Source organism: Bacillus sp. FSL K6-0073, assembly GCF_038006085.1.
In the GTDB taxonomy this organism is placed as follows: domain Bacteria; phylum Bacillota; class Bacilli; order Bacillales; family Bacillaceae_G; genus Bacillus_A; species Bacillus_A cereus.
Map to the genome: position 1 here is coordinate 2,368,190 of NZ_JBBOUN010000001.1, position 22,511 is coordinate 2,390,700.

Consider the following 22,511-nt stretch of genomic DNA (forward strand, 5'->3'; position numbering starts at 1 on the left):
ACAACAGTTGTCGGTTTGTAATAATGAAGGGGAAAACAACAATGATATCTATAGAAAAAGCTACAATTTTAGATGCTGAGAAATTAACAGAAATAATGAAAAGAACATTTGATGCAGAAGCAAAACAATGGCTATATGGACAAGATGATGTCATTGATTATAACATTCAACCACTAGGATATTCTTCAGTTGAAATGATGGAATATTCCATTGAAGAATTGGATTCTTTCAAAGTTGTAATGGATAAAGAAATAATTGGAGGGATAATAGTTACGATTTCTGGTAAGTCGTACGGTCGAATTGATCGTATTTTTGTAGATCCTGTTTATCAAGGAAAAGGAATTGGATCACATGTTATGAAATTAATAGAAAAGGAATATCCAAACATAAAGATTTGGGATCTCGAAACATCTAGTAGACAAATTAATAATCATCACTTTTATAAAAAGATGGGCTACCAAATGATTTTTGAATCGGAAGATGAGTATTGTTACGTGAAAAGAATAAAAACAAGCTCAAACAAAGCGAGTGTAGTTACAAATAAAGATATGAAAAATAGTCAATACGAAAACTGTAATTTAGCAAATACAGGGTATTATCAAGTGAATTTAAAAAACAGTTCATTTGTTGGTAGCAATATAATGAATACGAATATGAGTAATTGCAATGTAAGTCAATCAAAGTTTAGAAATATAAATTTTAGAAGGTCATCATATGCAGATTTAAATCTTTCTGGCAGTAAATTTAATTTGGTGACTTTAGGTGGAGTACAATTCAAAAATACAAGTCTCGGAGATGAGAAGGAACCTATTTTATTCGATAAATGTGACTTGGAAGGTAGCACCATAAGTAACAGTAATCTGAAAAATATTGAAATAGAAAATTGTAATATAGTCGGGATGAAACTAAATGGTATTCCAATTGAAAATTTACTTGATTTATATAACGAGGTGAAAAGTTAACCAAATCCATATTTGTTAATCTTTTTGGAAAATAAGTGTTATATCGAAATAATTATGTAAAAATGACATAAAGAAATACGAGTGAGAAGGTCATTCATACATGTTTCTAGAATACACACAAACAAATATATTGTTATTTATATGGAGGAGAGAAAGATGGGGATCAACGTTAGAGCAGTAGAAATACAAGATGCTAGAGCAATTCATCGTATATGTATACAGGATGACGTTTTACCGTATATGGTTTTCCTACCTAGCATGCGTGTAGAAGCTATGGAAAATAGAATTCGAAATTTAGCACAAAATCAATTTGAATTTGTTGCAGAATATGATGGAGAAGTTGTTGGGTTTGTAGGTTTAACACAAAGTCCGGGCCGAAGATCTCATTCAGGCGATCTATTCATTGGGGTAGACAGTGAATATCATAATAAAGGAATTGGGAAAGTACTTCTTACGAAGATGCTTGATCTGGCTGATAATTGGTTAATGTTAGAGAGAGTAGAACTAGGTGTGTTAGAAACGAATCCAAAAGCAAAAGCTTTATATGAAAAATTTGGATTTGTAGAAGAGGGAGTAAAGATAGGGAATTTGAAAGCTCACGGAAAGTTTATTAATGAAATTATGATGAGCCGTTTTAGACCGAATGGTTTAATTGTACATAATGAATAGTTAAAAGCATGACAGTATACTGTCATGCTTTTTCATTAGAATTTGGCTGTAATAAAAATAATGCTAAACCAATAAAAATAACGGTAATTCCTAGTCCTTGTTGTAAAGAAATAGTCTCATGTAATATAAAGTACGCTAGCACACAAGTGCCAATTGTTTCACCTAAAATACTCATTGAAATTACAGTAGCACTCATCCATTTTAATAACCAATTAAAAATGGTTTGTCCTAAAATTGTAGCAATGAAAGCTAATCCAATAAAACACAACCAAGTTTGTGTAGAGTAATGGATGAAAGATTCTTGTTGCGTAAAAGCAAATATGCCAAGAAAGCCAGCACTACTTCCATAACTAATTACCGAATAGAGTATAAGTGACAAATCTTTACGAACGTGTTGGCTAATGAAAAAATAAGCAGTAATAATACCGGCAGCGATAAATGCTAAAATATCTCCATATAAAGCTTCTCCACTAATTTGGAAATCTTGCCAGCCAATGATGATACTACCTGAAATAGCGATGAGGCAACCAATAACCGCTCCTTTCGTAAATCTCTCCTTAAATAAAAAATAACCACCAATCATTGAGAACAAAGGTTGTAACGTTACGATAACTGTAGAGCTTGCTACAGAAGTATATTGTAATGATTCAAACCATAGTACATAATGTGCAGCTAAAAATAGCCCAGATACGAATCCAAGTGCCCATTGTTTTTTCGGTAAAGTTATTAGCTCATTTCGACTATTTTTATTAAATAGTAATAACGGTAACAGGATTAGTGTGGCAAAGAATAATCGGTAAAAAGCAATGATTGTCGCAGGAGCATCTGCCAATTTTACAAAAATTGCTGAAGTTGATAAGGCGAATACACCAAAAAATAAGATGAAATATGAAAGAATAGGTGATTTCAAAGTTTGTTCCTCCGATAGAATGTTTATTATAATAAACTTAATGCGATATAATGTACAAAAGTAAGTATATAAGTCCCGGAGATAATAGGAAAGGATTATTTGCCTTTGTTTAGTATGTCAGCACAAAGACAATGAAATATGCATTATGATGGACGAAAGGAAGTTTTACTATGATACATGATAGGCTTGGACAAACAGTATTAAGTTATCGTAAGAAAAATAATATGACAATTCGTGAATTCGCTGAGTATGCAGGGATTAGTACATCACTAATTAGCCAAATTGAAAGAGGACATGCTAATCCTTCTTTAAATGTTTTGGAGTTAATTGCAAAAGCATTAAATGTACCGCTGTTTACACTTTTTATTAATGATATTGATACAGATTCGCTCATTTCTAAGAAAAAAGATCGAAAAAAAGTATATCGGGAAAACAATGATCACATTGTATATGATGTATTAACACCTGATTTTATGAAAGCACGTATTGAAATGTTAATGATGGATTTAAATAAACAAGCAAACACAACAGAAAGCCATTATTCCCATGAAGATAAGGAAGAGATTGCTGTTATTATGAAAGGGGAAGTGTACGTGGAATTGGAGGGAAAAGAATATTTTTTAGAAGAAGGCGATGTTGTACGTATTCCACCGAATGTGAAGCATCGATTTTTGAATAAAAGTGATGAATCGAATCACATTTTATTTGTACTGACACCATCTTTAGGATGAAAATATAGTGATTTTTATTAGGGGAGAAAGAAAATGGAAAACAAAAGTATTTTAAAAGGCGGCCTTTCAATTATTTCTCAATGCAAAAAAGAAACAAATGATATTTGGCATGCGCATTTTGGAGCAGCTACAATTGCTAGTTATTTTAATCATATAAAGAGAGCTCCAAATTATAAAGATATAACATTAGAAAAATTCCGGTATGTTATTCATTCTTAATGAACGTCAATAATCTGTAAAAGGAAGCTTAATCTAGTTTCTTTTTTTGTTAGTAGTATATTATTTTTTCAAATATGTAAGATTTTACATGCTTATTTTACTTTTACTAATTATGTAAGTAGGCTATACTGAAATACATACATTTTATTTTTGGAGAGATGTAAAACGACATGGAACTAGCGAAATTAGAAAAAGTAATTGAAATAAAAAAAGAAGAACTTTTATATTTAGTATCGGATTATGGAATTCAACATGAAAAAGTATTGGCATTGAGTCAAGAACTAGACAAATTAATCAATTACTTTATGTTTTTAAAATAAAGAGAACTATGACGTGGTTTGTATATGTTATAGTTCTTTTTTATTAGGTAATTTGAAAATATATTCAAATATATTGTCTAATTTCTTACAGAATGCGCAACTTGCTAGTCGAATATAAGGACTTTTGGTTATAATAAAAAGGAATTATTAATTGTATCGGTTAGGAGCGCAGCACATATGAAAACAGTTGTTGTTATCGGTGGAGGTATAACGGGACTTTCTACTATGTTTTATTTAGAAAAATTAAAAAAGGATTATAATATCGATTTAAATTTAATTCTTATTGAGAAAGAAGAGTATTTAGGTGGAAAAATCCATAGTGTGGAAGAAAAGGATTTCATTATGGAGTCAGGAGCGGATTCAATCGTTGCTCGTAATGAATATGTTATGCCACTTGTAAAAGATTTAAATTTAGAAGATGAAATGGTATATAATGAAACGGGTATTTCTTACATATATTCTGAAAACATGTTACATCCGATTCCTTCTGATACTATATTTGGGATACCGATGAGCGCCCGGTCGTTGTTTAGCAGTACACTAGTCTCAACGAAAGGGAAAATCGTAGCTTTAAAAGATTTCATAACGAAAAATAAAGAGTTTACGAAAGATACATCACTTGCTCTATTTTTAGAAAGTTTCTTAGGGAAAGAGTTAGTGGAAAGACAAATTGCTCCTGTGCTTTCAGGCGTATATTCTGGTAAATTGAATGAGCTTACAATGGCATCTACATTACCATATTTACTAGATTATAAAAATAAGTATGGAAGTATTATTAAAGGTTTTGAAGAGAATAAAAAACAATTTCAATCAGCAGGAAATAAAAAATTCGTATCATTTAAAGGTGGACTATCTACGATAATTAATCGCTTAGAAGAAGTGCTGACTGAAACTGTCGTAAAAAAAGGTGCTATAACGACGGCTGTAAGTAAACAAGAAAATCGATATGAGATTTCTTTTGTAAATCATGAAACAATACAAGCTGATTATGTTGTTTTAGCAGCTCCACATGATATAGCACAAACTTTATTACAGTCTAATGAGTTAAATGAGCAGTTTAATACATTTAAAAACTCATCTCTTATAAGTATTTACTTAGGATTTGACATACTAGATGAACAACTACCAGCTGACGGCACAGGGTTTATTGTAACGGAAAACAGTGATTTACATTGTGATGCTTGTACATGGACAAGTCGAAAGTGGAAACATACATCGGGTAAACAAAAATTATTAGTAAGAATGTTTTATAAGAGCACCAATCCGGTATATGAAACAATCAAAAATTATAGTGAAGAAGAATTAGTACGAGTAGCTTTATATGATATTGAAAAGAGTCTTGGAATTAAAGGTGAACCAGAAGTAGTCGAAGTTACAAATTGGAAAGATTTAATGCCGAAATATCATTTAGAACATAATCAAGCGGTTCAAACATTGCAAGAAAAAATGACGAATCTTTATCCAAATGTATATTTAGCTGGTGCCTCATATTACGGTGTCGGAATTGGTGCGTGTATTGGAAATGGAAAGAATATAGCCAATGAAATAATGGCTATATTAAATAAATAATACTGTAGAATAAATAAAAACTGTCTCTTCAGCAAAATGGAGGAACAGTTTTTATTTATTTTATTTGAATGGAAATTTTGTTGTTTTTTACATTTTTTTCTTTTATTGTTAATGTTATTTCTCCAGACTCTTTAAATGAATACGGTGATAGTTGATAAATATCTTTTATATCATGTTTTTCCTGTAATTTATTTACCGGTATTGATACGATATTTGGCTTCCATGTTTCTTGTTTTCCTGAAGGATATTCTATAAGTATTACCGGATTTTTTAACTGTATTGTTTTCCAAGAGATGAAATATAGTTGTACTTCTGTATCTTTTTTTAATAATTCTTCGGAGAAATAACCGAATTCGCCTACATTACCGAAAACAGTATAGTTTTGATTTTTTAATTTAATATCTAAATAACCAGGTTGATATGTTACTGCATGATAAGTTCCATATGAAAGTGAGAGTATGGCAGCGATTAAAATACCGATTGAAAATGTCGTAAAGCTATTGCCTTTAAAGCTAGTCATCATGAATGAGTTTGGTGTGAATTTCTTTGCGAATAAAAAAATAAGTAATATGAGTAAGAGGGATAAGCCGATGAATATATACATAGGAAATTTTCACCTCCACAATAAAATAATATATTAACTATATTTTACCATAAATGTATGGGGTAGGTTGGTTGTTTAGAAGGAGAAAATGAAGAAACAATTTCTTTACAGTTCTTGATAATTTAAAATTCGATTTATGGAAATTATAGCGTGATGTTTGAGGTGCAATCAGAAGGTATCTAATTCGTGTATATAGAATTAAGAGAGAATGTGCCATTAGAAATGTTTGATTTATGGAACAATAAGGACTTTACTAATTATACATATTTTTTCTGATATAATGAATGAGTAGAGAGAAAGGAGTGATCCTATGGCATTTCCTATATTAGAAACAGAACGCTTACGTTTAGTTGAAATAGAACAATCTTATTGTCAAAAAATATATGAAATCTTTTCATTGGATGAAGTGACGTGTTACTACGGTATGAATTCTTTTACGGAGTTTGGACAAGCTTCACGTATGATCGAATCTTTTTCAAAAAATTACTTTGAGAAAAAGGCAATACGATGGGGAATTGTGTTAAAAGAAACGAACGTTTTAATAGGAACAATTGGACTAAACAATTTACAATTATGGAGTAAACGATCTGAGATTGGATATGATCTGCATCCTCGCTATTGGGGAAATGGTTATGCTTCAGAAGCAGCTGGAGAAATTATTGATTATGGATTTAAAGATTTAGGTTTGTTTAGAATTGGAGCTATTACATATCCTGAAAATGTTACTTCTTGTAGAATGTTATCTAAAATTGGCTTCCAAAAGGAAGGGCTATTGCGCGGATATATTCATCAAGGAAATAAGCAACACGATGCATTATTGTATTCTATAGTGCGAACTGATGTTGAGGACATAAATTTATAATAAAAAAACCTCTTAATTAAAAGAGGTTTTTTTTATTATAAATTAACCTAATTTAGGTAATAAACGTTCTCCGCTTTTCATGCTACTTTTACATAAAGGGCATTTAGGCTCTTCTTCAAATGAAAAGTTCTTTCTCATCCATCCTAAACAATCCTCTGATTCACATTCCCAAACAGGGGTTTGTTCTGGTGGTACTTCTGCTACATCGTTCTTTCGATTGCGATACATGTAACCACTCCTTTTATGTAAAAAATTTTAGTTATATATTAAAAAGGTTGTTAACCTTGCTGGTAACAACCTTTTTATTGTTTGAATTATAGCTTTACAACGTTTTTAGCTTGAGGTCCGCGGTTACCTTCTTCAACTTCAAAGCTAACTTCTTGACCTTCGTCAAGAGACTTGAAGCCGTCGCCAGTGATAGCTGAGAAGTGAACGAATACATCGTTACCGTCTGCAACTTCGATGAAACCGAAACCTTTTTCGCTGTTAAACCATTTTACTTTACCTGTTAATGTCATGGTAATGCCTCCTAAAAGTAGAAAAATTACAATATGATCGGCCTTATTTGAATGAAAATAAAATTTCACATATTATCAAAAACCCATAAGGAGTACAAACTGTCCCTGATTGATACTTGATAATATGCAAAGAAAATATAGTGTTAAATTGACCTTAATTACTATCTTACAACAAATGGTGGGAAATAGCAAGTGCTGGTAATGCCACTGAGTAATCTGGGTGATAATAGTAAAGGCACAAAGGCACCTCTTTTATTTATATATTATTCCTAATTTGGATTTATGCAAAATCATGTAAGAAAAACTTAGAGTAAATATTAATAATGTATTTTTTGTGGTAAAATATGGTTGTTTACTGTTGGTAGTTAAATATTATAAAAGGAGAAAAGAAAGTGAAAAATAATTCATTTTTAATAATTGAAGCAGCAAAAGCAGGGAGAAAAAAGGTCCATCCAGTCTTTGCTGTAATATTAGCCATTATATTTTTGACTTTAGGCGAACTTTTTATGTTATTTATGTTATTTTTACCGAAAGCTGAAACGATATTCATGAAAGGTATTTATGACAATGTTAGAATGGTGTTAACGTTTGGCGGAGCTATATTTATTTTATTTATATGGGTTCGTTTTGTAGAAAAAAGACCTTTTTCATCCATTGGCTTTTGGAAAGAGAAATGGATGAGAAAGTATTTAAAAGGTGCGTTAATAGGGTTTTTATTTATTTCAACGCCAGTTATTTTACTATTATTAATGGGGAGTGTGAAATTGCAAGTACAACATATTACCTCAACAGTGATAGTAGGAATAGTAGGATCTCTAGTTGCATTTTTAATACAAGGGGCAACGGAAGAAATTATTGTACGAGGTTGGTTATTCCCGGTTCTTTCTGTTAGAAGTCGTATATGGGTTGGAATAATTGTAACTTCATTTTTATTTGGATTTCTTCATCTACTTAATCCGGGAATTACAATATTATCTATATCGAATATAATATTAGTGGGTGTTTTCGCAGCTTTATATGTATTGAAAGAAGACGGTCTGTGGGGAATATGTGCATGGCACTCAATTTGGAACTGGGCTCAATATAATGTATATGGTTTTGCAGTTAGTGGCACAACTGTATATTCTACTCCAATTTTTAAGTCTATAACAAATGGACCAGAAACATTGCATGGAGGCACGTTCGGAATTGAAGGTAGTATCATTACAACAATCATGCTCACTATTGCTTCAATTGTTTTATGGAGAAAGTTATGGGGAAGAAAAGTGAAACAACGAAATTTTAGTTAATGAAAGAGGAAGAAACTATGGGGATAATAGCATTTGAGGGAGCAAGCGCTGTTGGTAAAAGTACCACGTGCCGTGAATTAGAAAAGAATTATGGTGCTTATATAATACCTGAAGTGAATTCTTTATTTGAAAGGCCAAAAAATGAACATAGAACATGGTATTTTGAAAAACAAGTTGAGCGCTGGAATATAGCTGTTCAGAAGTCAAAGCAATATGAATTAGTAATACTCGATGGCGATATATATCAGCCACTTAGTTATAATTGGTGTTTTCATTTTGATATATTTAATCAGCCATTATCTTTAATAGAAAATTTTTATAAAGAAAAGATGATAAATAGGGAAATTGGTTTTCCAGATCAATATTTTTATTTATATACGAACGATGAAGAACTTAGAAAGCGGAAAGTATCTGATGAGACGAAAAGAAGAAGAAACTTCGAAAAACATTTACATATATCAAAATCGTTTCAACGTTATTATGAAAATTTAAATACTGTTACAGATGGGTATTGTAAATTAATTGAGGCGAAAAGTGTAAGAAATAATGAATTAGAAATAGTGAAAAACTCAAAAAAATTGAACGTGTGTGAAGAAAGACGTTTTGATGTTTCGAAGTTAGATGTTATTACGAAGTGGTTAAAAGAAAATCGTGCATAAAGTAAAAACAACGAGTGTTGTAGAACGCAATCGTTGTTTTTTTGTTTCTTTATAAATATAAAGGAAAAATTTGTAGAATATTTTCATTATTTAACAGAATAATCTTTTAATTTCAAAGGAAAAGAAATACAATATGAGGAAGTATATATAAATAATATGATAGGGGATGCGATATTTTGAATGAAGTAACAGTTTTTATATAAGAAATAATTAGGTAGTCAGAACAGAGAAATTTGGGAGGAAACAAGCGCGATGAAAACACTATTTAAAATAATCGGTATTCTAGCTGGTATGGCGGTAATCGGAGTAGGTTTAACATATGGTATGCTGCATTATTTAAATAATAGTAAACCAGCTGCGAAAAAGGTATCACCAGCTGCTCCAGCAGTAGAAGTATTAGCTGATAGTAACGTAAAAGCAGAAGATGCAAAGCTTTTAGAAAATGGAAATTATTCATTGCCGAATAGTGGTTTTAATAAAAATTTTAAATGGACAGATGAGAACATACAGACAGCATTACATGAAATGGCACATCAAAAAGCGAAAGCTGATCAAAAGTGGGGCTATATTTTTATTACACAAGAGCGGATTGAAAGCTTAATTGATATTGTAAAGAGTAATAATCTTGTGCAGGGAAGTACATATGTAGAAATTTTAGAACGATGGAAACAAGGAAAATATGAAAAGGTCGATGGGGATCACAATAAGATTTGGAAATTACAAAGTGGGAATTTAGGAGAAGGAAAAGGAGTAATGTCGGAAGCTGAGCAAAAAGAATTAATTAATCAAGTGTTTATGAACAAAGGTACATATTCAGGTAGTAAATTAATTGCAGGTGGGGGACAGACTAATAAATAGTATACTAATTAATGAAAAAGAGTAATTGCTTATTAGGCAATTACTCTTTTTCTATGTACATCTTAATATTTTAGTCTCGTTCAAGTAAGGAAAGAAACGACTGTAACACCGGGGAAATCCATCTAGATTTATGATAGATTACATGACTTTGAATAACTGTTGGAGTTTCGATAGGCTGAAAACATAGTTGTTCTTTTTGACAACTTTCTTGTACAACAATATAAGGAAGAATTGAAATGCCTAACTTACACATAACGGATTGTTTAATTACTTCAACATTGGAAGTTTCAAATGTTTTAGCTGGAATATTTCCACTTTGACGTAAAAAACAATCTACCATTGGCCTATAGCCGCAGCTTTGTTCTGTAAAAATGAACTGGGTGTCCTGTAATAACTGGAATGGATTTGTATGTGCAGAGGAATAAGCTGGTAAAATCCATCCAAATGTTTCATTACTAAAAGTACGCGTAATAAAATCATTATGTTCTATACTTTCTCCAATTATGAAGACAACGTCTGTTTCTCCTTCACGTAATTTTTGTAATGCTTGTTCATTTGTGTTTGTTTCAAGTACGATATTTACTTTTGGATTTTTCTGTTTGTAAGTACGTAATAATTGTGGTAATCGGTATACCGCTAATGATTCATTAGATGTAATACTTAATGTACCTTCTAAATAATCTGTATTTTGGGGGATTTCTTGCGCTTTTTCATATATTGAAAGTAATTCTAATGCATAAGGATGAAATTGATGACCTGCTTTTGTAAGTAGCACTTTTTTCCCTAACCGATCGAAAAGAGGAATATGTAAATCGTTCTCTAAAGCTTTCATATGTGCTGTAACAGTAGATTGCGCATAACCTAGCGCATGCGCAGCCTTAGAAAAATTACCATACTTCACAATGGCGCAAAATGTTTTAACATGTCTCATTTCCATAAGCGATCCCTCTTTTATTATCATGATTTGTGAATGATTATATCATGTATTTTAATTTTCCAAATGATTAAATTCTGTATAAAATGAAATTGTAGAAATATTCATTCAGGTGATATTGGAGGAGAAAAGATGAAAAAAAAGGGCTATCATGTAGCTGTTGTTGGGGCTACAGGTGCGGTAGGGCAAAAAATTATTGAACTGTTAGAGAATGAAATGAAGTTTAATATAGTTGAAGTTACATTGCTTTCGTCAAAACGATCCGCTGGTAAGAAAGTAAGATTCAAAGGACGAGAGATAATTATAAAAGAGGCAAAAACAACTAGCTTTGAAGGTGTAGATATTGCCTTTTTTAGCGCTGGGGGAGAAGTATCTAGACAATTTGTAACTCATGCAGTTTCTAGTGGTGCGATTGTAATTGATAACACAAGTGAGTACCGAATGGCACAAGGTGTACCGCTCGTTGTTCCGGAAGTGAATGCGCATACTTTAAAGCAGCATAAAGGTATCATTGCAGTTCCAAATTGTTCAGCATTACAGATGGTAACAGCACTTCAGCCGATTCGAAAATCATTCGGTTTAGAAAGAATTATCGTTTCAACATATCAAGCTGTATCGGGTTCTGGCATTCATGCGATTCATGAATTACAAGAGCAGGCTAAGTCTATGCTTGCTGGTGAAGAAGTGAAAAGTAATATATTACCGGCGAAAAAAGATAAAAAACATTACCCAATAGCGTTTAATGTACTGCCTCAAGTAGATATATTTACAGACAATGATTTTACTTTTGAAGAAGTAAAAATGATTCAAGAAACGAAGAAAATATTAGAAGATGAAAACCTGAAAATGGCAGCTACTTGTGTACGTGTTCCAGTTGTATCAGGACATTCAGAATCGGTTTATATAGAACTGGAAAAAGAAGCAACCGTTGCGGAAATTAAGGAAGTATTAATGGATGCACCAGGTGTTATTTTGCAGGATAACCCTAGTAAACAGCTGTATCCAATGCCATTATATGCAGAAGGAAAAATAGATACATTTGTCGGAAGAATACGTAAAGATCCTGATATGCCAAACGGATTCCACCTCTGGATTGTTTCCGATAACCTATTAAAAGGTGCGGCTTGGAATTCAGTTCAAATCGCAGAGACTTTAGTAGAAAAGGGAATACTTTAATCTAGTTTGAAAAACCGGGGAATCGATAATGATTTTCCGGTTTTTATCCCGCTATTTGCTGGGCAGTAAGACCCCCACTGATTAAAGCTTCACTTTATTTAATAATTGTTTTCTTTATTTCGCCCAACTTTAATTTAAATTAGTCGTTATTGAATTTTTATAAATATCTACTTTATGTGCAGTGAAGCGTAAGGTTTTGGATTCTGCATGAATTGTTAGGTTAATAATAATCGATAACGGCATTTCGACCGTTTTCACAATATCTTCTATAGCAATATACTCATTTTCTGCTTCGTTATAATAAACAACAGAACGAATTACTGCCTCGTTATTTTCAATGTCAATTTCACACATCATAGGGAACTTTTCACTATTATGTAAGAATAGTTCGCCTAGTACGATTGAACCGTTTAGCTCCTCTGTAAAATTAGTAGTTGCTGCTGGTTTTACCCATGTTTCGTCATGTTCTTCGTTTTCCTCTTCATCTATTGCCCATTCCCAAATGGGGTTTTGTTTTAGGTCTTCAATAGTTAATTCATCAATTGGTTTGCAATTGCTCATACATAAATTCTCCTTTTGCTTTGATAAATAAGTTTCTTAATCTCAAAAATTAGATGATTGCTTACGAGTAAGTTCAATATAGTATTTTGCTCATTTGATATTAAACTATTTTATTTTGAAATAAAGCTTCTGTAGCAATATTAACAAAAAAATAATTATTAGTGGAGGTTTTTAAGTGGCATGGAGTTAAGGTAAGGTAGTAAAAAACATCAAGAATGAATGGGATTTATTTGGTACGATATGGATATGTTTAATAAGAGGGGGAATTTGATGTATCAAGTAAAGGGGTATTTTTCATCGCTCAAAGGAAGTCATTATGAAATTGGTAAGCAACAAGGTGAATTTGTGAAACAACATTCTTATCTTATTCCGCAATTTATAGAGCAAGAAAACTTAATATCGCATAACCATTGGACAGAATCTAGAAATATATTAAATCAATATTGTTCTGGAATTAATGAAGAAATTGAAGGTTTTTGTGAAGTGTTAAAAATTCCTTCAAAAAATATGATGTATTACTATCAAACACTATTGAAAGCAGGTTGTAGTCATTGTGCAGTATTACCTAAAAAGACAGATTCAACTCACACTTATGTATTAAGAAATTATGATTTGTCACCAGTAATAGATGATATGCGTTTTTGCTCGACGCATGTTGAAGGTGCGTATGCACATAGTGGCTTTTCTACTCAATATTTTGGTCGAACAGAAGGGGTTAACGAACATGGATTATCTGTTACATTTTCAGCATGTGGTCAACCAGTAGGAAACATTGTAGGTTTAAGAAAGCCAATGGTAAATGGTTTACAGTGTTTTGCGGTAATTCGATTGTTGTTGGAGAAATGTAAAAATGTGCAGGAAGCTAAATCACTAATAGAAGAAATACCAATTGCTAGTAATATTAATTTAATAGTAGCTGATCCTTTAAATGCAGCACATATTGAAATATTTGACGGTCATAAATCCACAACAACGATTGATGGTGACAACCAAGCTTTTATTGTATCAACAAACCATGCAGTTAGTTCATCAATTCAGAAATTAAATAATAGGAAATTAGAACAATCTACAAAGAGATATCATATTTTACATGAGCATTTAAATGGATATGAACAAGTGAGCATAGAGTCTTTAAAAAAGTTAGTAGAAGAAGAATATCCTGATGGACTGACTGTACATAACTATGAAGAATGGTTTGGAACTTTACATTCTGTATTATTCGATTTACATGATCGTACAATGAAGATTTGTTTCGGATCACCACTTTTAAACGACTGGTACTCATTGAAAGTTGGAGGAAGTATGCCGTTTTCTGAGGTGAACGTGAACTTTAAAAATAAAACTTATACTGACTTTTGGAGGGAAGATAAGAATGAATTGATGCCTAAAAGATAAATGAGATAAGCTGATAATGAAGAGAGTGCATTTACACTGGAGGGATTACCAATGCTAAAAGTTATGTTACCATTTGTTCTTATCTTTTTTCTTGTTATTGCGATGTATATTGCTTATCAAAAGAGAAAAAAATCTGGGATAAAAGGATTGAAAAGTGCGTTAACTTCTATTTGCTTCTTTTCACTCGCAATTTTAAATATGTTTGCATATTGGTTTCACTTTGGCGGTGCTTTTACTTGGTTATTTTCAATTGTATTATTGCTAGTTGGTGCATATTTTACTAAATATATTCCAATATCTAAAAAGGTACATTAAAATCTATAAGAGTTTAATATAATGTTTACTTTGTTTTGAAAAGAGATTATTCTACTAGATCGTTGTGAAACGGTTTCATAGGATAATCTCTTTTTTTAGTTTTGGAAAGAACTTACTGTGCTTTTTAGTTGTTCAATAAATTCTTGAGTTGCAGCACACATATATTTATCTTTTCTATAAATTAACCCTATTTCAATTGTTGGAGTAGGGTTTTCTATTTTAATAGCTTGAATGTTATTATTTTGTAAAAAGTCTATATATGGTTTGGGTAACACTGTAATTCCCATTCCTTTGGAAACCATTTGGATTAAAGATTCCATCGTGCTAATTTCTAAAATTGGTCTTGGTTTAAAGTTGAATTTTTGACAATGAGATGTAATTAGTTCGGTTAAAAAGAAATTTTTAGGTAAAAGAATTAAAGGATAGTTCTGTAATTCAGCAATAGATACATGATTACGTTCAGCTAATCGATGACCAGTGGGCACGACTAATGTAAGATCGCTTTTGTATAGAGGGATAGAGATAATCTCTTTATCTTGCACCGGGAGAAATGTAATTCCAATATCTAGTTCGTTTTGTAATAATTTTTCACGGATATCTCCTGTGCGAAGCCCTAATACAGAAAGCTCTATATTGGGATATAAATTATTGAAATTTAAAATAGTTAGTGGTAGTAAATAATTTACGACGGTTAACAAAGCCCCTATTGTTAAGGAACCTTGCTGTAATCCGTTTAGGTCTTGAATAGCTGAACGAGCTTGTTCAACTTCATGAAAAATGGTTTTACTATGTGATAATAAAATCTTTCCTGCTTCAGTTAAAGATATTTTTTTACCAATTCGATCGAAAAGTGGCATTCCTAGTTCATGCTCTAATGCACGTATTTGTTGGCTTAGAGAAGGCTGTGAAATATTTAATTTCTCAGCTGCTTTTGTGAAATGTAATTCTTTTGAAACAGCTAAAAAGTATTCAAGTTGTCGTAATTCGATTGGAATCACCTCAAGTATAATAATAGGTTATACCTATCATTATTATATAAATAATTGAATTGAACAATGATTTTAGAGGTTTTATAATCATCTTTATATAACAGAGAGGGTTGTAAAAATTAATTGAGAGAAAATACATGTAACACCTTTAAAGGAGGAAATAGAATGGCTAATGAATATCAATTATTATCTTTAAATATAGGGTTACCAAAAGAGGTTACATACGGCGGAAAGGTAGTTCATACAGGCATAAATAAGAAACAAGTAAAGGAACCGGTATATTTATCCTTTGTAAAATTTAATGGGGATGGACAAGCTGACTTAGTTCATCATGGAGGAGTAGATAAAGCAGTTTGTGTTTATACTGGTGATCACTATCCATACTGGGAAAAAGAATTGAATCAAGATCTTGTATATGGGGCTTTCGGAGAAAATATAACAGTTAGTGGTATGAGCGAAGAGGATGTTTGTATTGGTGATACGTTTGAGCTAGGACAGGCAATCGTACAGGTAACACAACCAAGGCAACCTTGTTTTAAATTAGCAAAAAAATATAATATTCCAAAGTTACCACTATATTTTCAAGAAACAGGATATACAGGATTTTATTTTCGTGTATTAAAAGAAGGATGGGTATCATCAGTCGACACCTTAAAAAGACTACAGTCTGATCCAAAAGGTGTTTCAGTAGCATTCGCTAACCGTATTATGCATAAGGAAAAACAAAATATTGAAGGGGTAAAAAGGATATTAGAAGTAAATGCACTTTCAAATAGTTGGAGAAAGTCTTTTGAAAAGCGTATAAGTGGAGAAGAAATTAATACGAAGGAAAGACTTGAAGGGATAAAAGAATAAAAATATTTTATTATAAATAGTGTATTTCTATTAGTAAAAGCTAATTAGAAAGCGCTATTTTTATAAAATAAACTAATTAATATCCGAAAATCTTAATATTTTTTTATTCGACTTATTTTCAAATAGTCGAAACATAAAATTAATTAGACTTTTTTTTTATGTTTTATGATAGTATATTGATTGGTAAGACCTCTATTTTTAAGAGTAGGTCATATAAGTATATCTAATTTAATGGAATTTAACATTTGGAGGTACAACATGGGGAATGTTGAAAAATTGGCAAGTCTTCTAATAGAAGAACCGAAAAGAGAGCAGTTATTTCCTTTATTTGAAGAAGTGTTGGGAATTACAACTCAAACATTGAATGATTTTTCGGATAAAGGATATTGGGATGATACATATAAAGCTTTATCATTTTTACAAGAAGATAAAGTGATTGCAAATGTTGCGGCATTTTCACTCCCATTATTAATTAATGGTGAAAAAATAAATGCGGCGGGTATTCAATCAGTAATGACACACCCTAATTTCCGTAGACAAGGGCTAATGACACAATTAATGAGTAAAATGATAGAAGAAATCGATAAGAAATGTGAATGTGCATTATTGTTTACGGAAAAACCTGAACTATATACAGCATTTGGATTTAAAGTTGTGCAGGAATATTTGATGACTATACCATATGATAAAAATATTAATAATAACGATTCACTACTTAAAAAGTTAGATTTCTATAATATAGAGAATAGACAGTTAATACATGAAACTATTGATAGTAGCCAAAGACTTTCAAATAGTTTTTCAACTTTAAACTTCCATCCTTCATTTTATTTGAATATGTATGATTCGGAATGGAATGAGAAATTGTATTATTCAGAGAAACTAGATGCTTTAATCGTTTATGAAGTAGACAATGAAAAGTTGAAATTATTTGGAGTATTTGCGCCAGTACTTCCGGTTTTAGATGAATTATGTGGAGAAATCAATGAAAGGTTTACGGAAATCGAATTTTATTTTTCTCCGGATCAATTAGGGATTGAGGATGTACAGTTTACAGAATTACAGTCTAGCAAGTATTTAATGGTTCGAAGTGATAAAGAGTTAGATTTTAAAGGTTATAAATTTCCAGTATTAGCGGAGTTTTAAATGTCTATATAAATGCTTTATTATGGAGGAGCTATGAATATATCGTATATACCAGAACGTATTGAGCAACTCACTATAATGAATGTACCTGAATACTATAAAATTAATGATAATCATGCGTTTATTGTCCGTTCGAAAGCAGAAACCGATTTTTGGCTTAAAACACATTATGGTTTTGAAGTAATGAATGGTCATGTATTTTATAATGAGATGATGACAGACTTTCAAGCTGAAGTTCAGTTACGTATGAATCCAAATTCAAAATTCGATCAAGCAGGTCTTTTTGTTATGATTTCGGAGAACTGTTGGCTAAAAACATCTTTAGAATATATCCCTGAAGGGCCATCTCACTTAGGTGCTGTCGTAACGAATAATGGATATTCTGACTGGTCAACGCAAGATTATCCAACTGAAGCAGCTAAGCAACAACTGCGTTTTCGAATTATTCGAAAACGCAGTGATTATACAATATATGTGAAAAAGAACCATCAATGGGAACAAATAAGAATCGCTCATTTAATGGAGGATATAGGGAATGAGCCTATTAAAATAGGTTTTTACACGTGTAGTCCTTCTAAAAATAAGGGATTTGAGACTGAGTTTTTAAATTTTACAATTGAAGAAATATAGATGAAAAAACCGTATTCTTTTCATTAAGAATGCGGTTTTTGTATTTACATAATATAAAGCACATTTATTGACCAGAAAGTCATTAATACTTATCATTTAATAATGTTAAATATTAATTTGCATAATATAATAAAAGTAATGAAGAAATTACAAAAAATATCACTTAAATAAGGAGGGATATGAATTATTCAGTGGTAATTTCATGGGAAAAGGAGATTATGTATGAAATCATTTCGTAAGTTATTACAGTATTTAAAACCATACATGTTCTTCGCTATTATTGGACCGCTATTTATGGTACTTGAGGTTGCGATGGACTTAATTCAACCGACTATTATGCAACATATCATTGATGTTGGGATTGCAAATCGGGATTTAAATTATGTAATAAAAATGGGGCTTCTTATGATAGGAGCAGCAGCACTCGGTTTAGTTGGAGGGCTTGGGTGTATGATATATTCTACAAAAGCAGCTGTTAATTTCGCTACTGACATACGAAAAGATGTGTTTGCGAAAATAGAAACATTTTCTAGTAATAATCGTGATTCATTTGGAACAGGTAAATTATTAACGATCGTGACGAATGATATCACTTCCATTCAATCAGCAATGACAATGACATTACGTGTTCTCGTTCGTGGTCCGCTGTTATTTATGGGAAGTATAATTATTGTTTTTGTAACAGCAAGAGAGTTATTTCCAATATTACTTGTAGTTGTTCCGATTTTATTACTTGCGATTATTTTAATTGCAAGCAAAGCAAGTGGTACATTTAAAAAGGTGCAAGAGGCATTGGACAAAGTGAATACAAAGTTACAAGAAAATTTATCTGGTGTACGTGTTATAAAAGCGTATGTAAGACAAAAATATGAAATCGCTCAATTTGGAAGTGTAAATACAAATTTAACGAAGATAAATATTCGAGCTGTGCAACTTATTTCTTTAATGATGCCAATCATTATGCTAGTTGTAAGTGGCGGGATTGTCGCAACATTATGGATTGGTGGAGAAAAAGTATTCAATGGAACGCTTCAAGTAGGAGCGATTTTGGCATTTATTAATTACTTGAATATCATTTTAATGTCACTTATGTCGATTAGCATGGTATTTATTCAAATTGCGCGAGCTTTTCCATCTGCGGATCGTGTACAGCAAGTGTTAAATACCGAGGTTGATATTATAAGCGAAGCGAATGCAATCGAACCTGAGAAAATCGAGGGGAATATCGAATTTAAAAATGTTAGTTATAGCTATACGAAAAATAATGAATACGTTTTAAAAGATATTTCGTTTAGCATACAAAAAGGTGAAAAAGTAGGGATTATTGGATCAACTGGAAGTGGTAAATCTAGCTTAGCGAAACTGTTACCACGTCTATATGATGTGGATCAAGGTGAAATATGTATAGATGGAATAGATGTTAAAACATATGATTTGCAAAAACTCCGTGCTTCAATAGGGTTTGTACCTCAGAAGGCCTTGTTGTTCTCAGGTAGTATAGAAGAGAATTTACGTTATGGTAAAGAAAATGCAACACATGATGAGCTGGAAGTAGCAGCTGCATCAGCTTGTGCGACTGAGTTTATTAATAAGCTGGAAGAATCTTATCAATATAATTTAACACAAGGTGCGACAAATCTATCAGGTGGACAAAAACAACGTGTATCAATTGCAAGGGCACTTGTGAGAAAACCACCGATTCTCATATTAGATGATTCTACATCAGCAGTTGATGCAAAATCAGAGGCTACTATTCAAACAGCTTTAAAAACAAAATATAAAGGCACAACGACTTTATTAATCGCGTCCAAAATTTCTTCCATAATGGATGCGGATAAAATACTTGTATTAGATAATGGTGAATTAGTTGGCAATGGTACACATGAACAATTGTTAGAACGAAGTGAGGTTTATCAGGAAATTTATCTTTCCCAAGGTGGTAATTTGCATAAAGAAGGTGGGGAAGAACATGCGTAATTTTCAAGGGCAATTTGCTAATAAAGGTGGACGAAACACACCAAAGATGGGAAAAGCTAAAAATGCCCAAGGAACTGTAATGCGGATATGGAACTATATGGGCTATCAAAAAGCTGCTCTAATGTTTGTTATATTTCTAGTCGTTGTTACTACTTTACTTGGATTATTAGGTCCCTATTTTATGGGAGTCATTATAGATCAATATATTGTACCGAAAGATTTAAGTGGTACAGCAAGAATGTGTATGTTACTTATCGCGATTTACGGTGTAACTGTACTTTTAACATGGTTACAAACATTTGTCATGATTAACGTTGCATTAAAAACAATTCAAAAAATACGACAAGATATTTTTGAGAAAATCCAAACGCTTTCTTTACGGTTCTTTGATGTGCGTTCTCAAGGTGATTTAATGAGCCGTGTGACAAATGATATAGATAATTTGAACCAAGCTTTGACACAAAGTGTTGTACAAATTATTTCATCAGCATTAACTTTTATAGGTGTAACGATTACAATGTTCGCCTTAAATTGGATTTTAGCAATTGTAACTTTAATTACAGTACCTATTATGTTTTACGTTACAAAAAAACTAGTTGCATATAGTGGTAAAAACTTTGCGAAGCGTCAAAAAGATTTAGGTGAACTAAATGGATTTATTGAGGAAGCAATTACAGGTGCGGATGTTACAACGTTGTATGGAAAAGAAAAAGAAACTGTACAAAATTTCAATAAAATTAATGAACAGCTAAGAGTTTCAGCTACGAAGGCTGATATATTTTCAGCTTTTATTTTTCCAAGTATGAACTTTATTAATAACTTAGGTATGGGGCTTGTCATTGGGACCGGATCAGTTATGGTCTTAAACGGAATGACAACAGTAGGAGTTATTGCGGCTTTTATTAATTATTCTCGTCAATTCTCAAGGCCGCTAAGTCAATTTGCGACTTTAATGAATACAATTCAAGCGGCAGTTGCTGGTGGAGAACGTGTTTTTGAGATTATGGATGAGGTACCAGAAATTCAAAATAAAAAAGACGCATTCGTTGTACAAAATTTACAAGGGCATGTTGCACTTAAGAATGTTTCATTTGGCTACGCAGAAAATAAAACAATTTTAAAAGAAGTGAGTCTTAAAGCGCAGCCAGGAGAGACAATTGCTTTAGTTGGTCCGACTGGATCAGGGAAAACAACAATCATTAATTTGTTAACTCGCTTTTACGATATACAGCAAGGACAAATTCATATTGATGGAAAAGATATAAAAGATTATGATATTAATTCTTTACGAAGTAAAATAGGAGTAGTTTTACAAGATACGTATTTATTTGCTGGTTCGATTATGGATAATATCCGTTATGGACGCTTAGATGCTACTGATGAAGAAGTTATCACTGCAGCTAAGGCAGCATCTGCACATTCTTTTATTAAGCATTTGCCAAATAAATATGAAACAAAAATTGCTTCAGAAGGATCGAATTTAAGTCAAGGACAAAAACAACTTCTTGCGATTGCACGAGCAATTTTAGCAGATGCAGATATATTAATTCTAGATGAAGCGACATCTAATATTGACACAAGAACAGAATTACAAATACAAGCAGGACTAAATAATTTAATGAGAGGTCGCACAAGTTTTGTGATCGCTCACCGACTTAAAACAATTGAAAAAGCAGATCAAATCCTTGTTATAAAGGATGGAAGAATTTTAGAAAGAGGGGATCATGAGTCTCTCATGGAAGATAAAGGGTTTTATTTTGATCTGTATACGAGTCAGTTTAAAATATAGTAAAAACATTGATATGTTGCGGTTTCTCTTGAGAGGAGAAACCGCATTTTTTGTATTTGTAAATATTACTATTCAAATGGTTTTTCACTACATATTTTAACAGCATCCTCCTGCATTCCAGGCAAAACATGTGAATAGCGATTTAATGTTATGAACATATCTTTATAACTGAATTGTTCACTTACAGTCTTTAGATGTATACCTTGTTTCAAAAGTAGTATAGCATGTGTATAACGTAAAGCATAAAATCGAACTTTAAAATTAAATAAAAAGAGCGCTGTTAAAAGCGCTCTGAGACAAACTATATATTTAGAGAGGAATCAAGATAATATATGGATATTGTTTGAGAATGTTGTAGGTTTTAATTAAAAATAAAGCACACATATAAGTGTGCTTTTATGAACGCTTTAGATTTGTATGACTATATAGTCAACATACAATAAAATATGCTTGTTTGATATAAATGTGTGTCAAATCTATAAAAATATTTTTTAGTGTGTATAAGGAACATTAAATGTTAGTTAGCCAAGTCTTTTGTTTTTATCCCGCATTAACGGGCAACCCAATTGGTGAG

General features: G+C 31.8%; 25 protein-coding genes. 18 read left to right on the plus strand and 7 right to left on the minus strand.

Annotation, left to right across the window (positions count from 1 at the left end):
- Positions 1-23: 23 nt before the first annotated feature.
- Positions 24-962, plus strand: a complete 939-nt coding sequence (locus tag MHB52_RS12405; protein ID WP_061664729.1) for a GNAT family N-acetyltransferase — start codon at positions 24-26, stop codon at positions 960-962.
- A 156-nt stretch (positions 963-1,118) separates the two neighbouring features.
- Positions 1,119-1,631 (plus strand): GNAT family N-acetyltransferase, encoded by a 513-nt coding sequence (locus tag MHB52_RS12410; protein ID WP_000512622.1) that lies wholly within the window; start codon positions 1,119-1,121, stop codon positions 1,629-1,631.
- Positions 1,632-1,653: 22 nt separating this feature from the next.
- Here MHB52_RS12410 and MHB52_RS12415 read toward each other — a convergent pair whose 3' ends face one another.
- Positions 1,654-2,541: a DMT family transporter gene (locus tag MHB52_RS12415; RefSeq protein WP_000841807.1), complete on the minus strand. Its 888-nt coding sequence runs from the start codon at positions 2,539-2,541 to the stop codon at positions 1,654-1,656.
- Between the two features lie 170 nt (positions 2,542-2,711).
- On the opposite strand from MHB52_RS12415, the gene MHB52_RS12420 reads away from it, so the two are divergent.
- The 4 genes from MHB52_RS12420 (at position 2,712) to MHB52_RS12435 (ending at position 5,380) form a co-directional block, all read left to right on the plus strand.
- Entirely contained in the window at positions 2,712-3,272 is a 561-nt protein-coding gene (locus MHB52_RS12420; RefSeq protein ID WP_000581041.1) for a helix-turn-helix domain-containing protein, read from the plus strand.
- Between the two features lie 33 nt (positions 3,273-3,305).
- Positions 3,306-3,491 (plus strand): hypothetical protein, encoded by a 186-nt coding sequence (locus MHB52_RS12425; protein WP_000428905.1) that lies wholly within the window; start codon positions 3,306-3,308, stop codon positions 3,489-3,491.
- Positions 3,492-3,661: 170 nt separating this feature from the next.
- Positions 3,662-3,811 (plus strand): aspartyl-phosphate phosphatase Spo0E family protein, encoded by a 150-nt coding sequence (locus MHB52_RS12430; RefSeq protein WP_000417698.1) that lies wholly within the window; start codon positions 3,662-3,664, stop codon positions 3,809-3,811.
- A gap of 177 nt (positions 3,812-3,988) precedes the next feature.
- Positions 3,989-5,380 carry a protoporphyrinogen oxidase gene (locus MHB52_RS12435; protein WP_000860365.1) on the plus strand — a complete coding sequence of 464 codons (1,392 nt, stop codon included), beginning with the start codon at positions 3,989-3,991 and terminating at the stop codon, positions 5,378-5,380.
- Between the two features lie 55 nt (positions 5,381-5,435).
- On the opposite strand, the gene MHB52_RS12440 is transcribed toward MHB52_RS12435, so the two are convergent.
- A complete protein-coding gene (locus tag MHB52_RS12440) occupies positions 5,436-5,984 on the minus strand; it encodes a hypothetical protein (RefSeq protein ID WP_016117897.1) in 549 nt (182 codons plus the stop codon).
- Positions 5,985-6,294: 310 nt separating this feature from the next.
- Here MHB52_RS12440 and MHB52_RS12445 point away from each other — a divergent pair, with 310 nt between their 5' ends.
- Positions 6,295-6,846 (plus strand): GNAT family N-acetyltransferase, encoded by a 552-nt coding sequence (locus tag MHB52_RS12445; RefSeq protein ID WP_000885387.1) that lies wholly within the window; start codon positions 6,295-6,297, stop codon positions 6,844-6,846.
- A 42-nt stretch (positions 6,847-6,888) separates the two neighbouring features.
- Here the strand turns inward: MHB52_RS12445 and MHB52_RS12450 are convergent, their stop codons facing one another.
- Together MHB52_RS12450 and cspD are read right to left on the minus strand one after the other, a co-directional pair.
- The gene (locus tag MHB52_RS12450) at positions 6,889-7,074 is read right to left on the minus strand and encodes a cold-shock protein (protein ID WP_000286203.1); all 186 of its coding nucleotides are present in this window, start codon (positions 7,072-7,074) and stop codon (positions 6,889-6,891) included.
- 86 nt (positions 7,075-7,160) lie between these two features.
- Complete coding sequence (gene cspD, locus MHB52_RS12455) at positions 7,161-7,364, minus strand: cold-shock protein CspD (RefSeq protein WP_000176366.1); 204 nt, start codon at positions 7,362-7,364, stop codon at positions 7,161-7,163.
- A 392-nt stretch (positions 7,365-7,756) separates the two neighbouring features.
- On the opposite strand from cspD, the gene MHB52_RS12460 reads away from it, so the two are divergent.
- From MHB52_RS12460 to MHB52_RS12470, 3 genes are all read left to right on the plus strand, one after another.
- Entirely contained in the window at positions 7,757-8,653 is an 897-nt protein-coding gene (locus tag MHB52_RS12460; RefSeq protein WP_016117898.1) for a CPBP family intramembrane glutamic endopeptidase, read from the plus strand.
- Positions 8,653-9,312 (plus strand): AAA family ATPase, encoded by a 660-nt coding sequence (locus tag MHB52_RS12465; protein WP_000656807.1) that lies wholly within the window; start codon positions 8,653-8,655, stop codon positions 9,310-9,312. Before MHB52_RS12460 ends, MHB52_RS12465 begins: the two co-directional genes overlap by 1 nt.
- Before the next feature lie 252 nt (positions 9,313-9,564).
- A complete protein-coding gene (locus MHB52_RS12470) occupies positions 9,565-10,170 on the plus strand; it encodes a PRK06770 family protein (protein WP_000853594.1) in 606 nt (201 codons plus the stop codon).
- 70 nt (positions 10,171-10,240) lie between these two features.
- Here MHB52_RS12470 and MHB52_RS12475 read toward each other — a convergent pair whose 3' ends face one another.
- A complete protein-coding gene (locus MHB52_RS12475) occupies positions 10,241-11,107 on the minus strand; it encodes a LysR family transcriptional regulator (RefSeq protein WP_000425900.1) in 867 nt (288 codons plus the stop codon).
- 129 nt (positions 11,108-11,236) lie between these two features.
- On the opposite strand from MHB52_RS12475, the gene MHB52_RS12480 reads away from it, so the two are divergent.
- Positions 11,237-12,280, plus strand: coding sequence for an aspartate-semialdehyde dehydrogenase (locus MHB52_RS12480; protein WP_016117900.1), 1,044 nt, complete (start codon positions 11,237-11,239; stop codon positions 12,278-12,280).
- A 129-nt stretch (positions 12,281-12,409) separates the two neighbouring features.
- Here the strand turns inward: MHB52_RS12480 and MHB52_RS12485 are convergent, their stop codons facing one another.
- Positions 12,410-12,841 (minus strand): hypothetical protein, encoded by a 432-nt coding sequence (locus tag MHB52_RS12485; protein WP_061664731.1) that lies wholly within the window; start codon positions 12,839-12,841, stop codon positions 12,410-12,412.
- Positions 12,842-13,111: 270 nt separating this feature from the next.
- Between MHB52_RS12485 and MHB52_RS12490 the strand changes: the two genes are divergently transcribed.
- Both MHB52_RS12490 and MHB52_RS12495 read left to right on the plus strand, forming a co-directional pair.
- Positions 13,112-14,236 carry a C45 family autoproteolytic acyltransferase/hydolase gene (locus MHB52_RS12490; protein ID WP_061664732.1) on the plus strand — a complete coding sequence of 375 codons (1,125 nt, stop codon included), beginning with the start codon at positions 13,112-13,114 and terminating at the stop codon, positions 14,234-14,236.
- A gap of 51 nt (positions 14,237-14,287) precedes the next feature.
- Positions 14,288-14,551 carry a hypothetical protein gene (locus MHB52_RS12495; protein ID WP_000921858.1) on the plus strand — a complete coding sequence of 88 codons (264 nt, stop codon included), beginning with the start codon at positions 14,288-14,290 and terminating at the stop codon, positions 14,549-14,551.
- Positions 14,552-14,646: 95 nt separating this feature from the next.
- On the opposite strand, the gene MHB52_RS12500 is transcribed toward MHB52_RS12495, so the two are convergent.
- Positions 14,647-15,549, minus strand: a complete 903-nt coding sequence (locus tag MHB52_RS12500; protein ID WP_016117902.1) for a LysR family transcriptional regulator — start codon at positions 15,547-15,549, stop codon at positions 14,647-14,649.
- Between the two features lie 156 nt (positions 15,550-15,705).
- Here MHB52_RS12500 and MHB52_RS12505 point away from each other — a divergent pair, with 156 nt between their 5' ends.
- From MHB52_RS12505 to MHB52_RS12525, 5 genes are all read left to right on the plus strand, one after another.
- Positions 15,706-16,395 (plus strand): MOSC domain-containing protein, encoded by a 690-nt coding sequence (locus tag MHB52_RS12505; RefSeq protein WP_001263003.1) that lies wholly within the window; start codon positions 15,706-15,708, stop codon positions 16,393-16,395.
- Positions 16,396-16,653: 258 nt separating this feature from the next.
- Positions 16,654-17,541, plus strand: coding sequence for a GNAT family N-acetyltransferase (locus tag MHB52_RS12510; RefSeq protein WP_044797081.1), 888 nt, complete (start codon positions 16,654-16,656; stop codon positions 17,539-17,541).
- Positions 17,542-17,574: 33 nt separating this feature from the next.
- Positions 17,575-18,171, plus strand: coding sequence for a DUF1349 domain-containing protein (locus MHB52_RS12515; protein ID WP_044797080.1), 597 nt, complete (start codon positions 17,575-17,577; stop codon positions 18,169-18,171).
- A 222-nt stretch (positions 18,172-18,393) separates the two neighbouring features.
- The gene (locus MHB52_RS12520) at positions 18,394-20,148 is read left to right on the plus strand and encodes an ABC transporter ATP-binding protein (RefSeq protein WP_061663166.1); all 1,755 of its coding nucleotides are present in this window, start codon (positions 18,394-18,396) and stop codon (positions 20,146-20,148) included.
- Positions 20,141-21,937: an ABC transporter ATP-binding protein gene (locus MHB52_RS12525; RefSeq protein ID WP_061663167.1), complete on the plus strand. Its 1,797-nt coding sequence runs from the start codon at positions 20,141-20,143 to the stop codon at positions 21,935-21,937. Before MHB52_RS12520 ends, MHB52_RS12525 begins: the two co-directional genes overlap by 8 nt.
- The last annotated feature ends 574 nt before the right edge of the window (positions 21,938-22,511 follow it).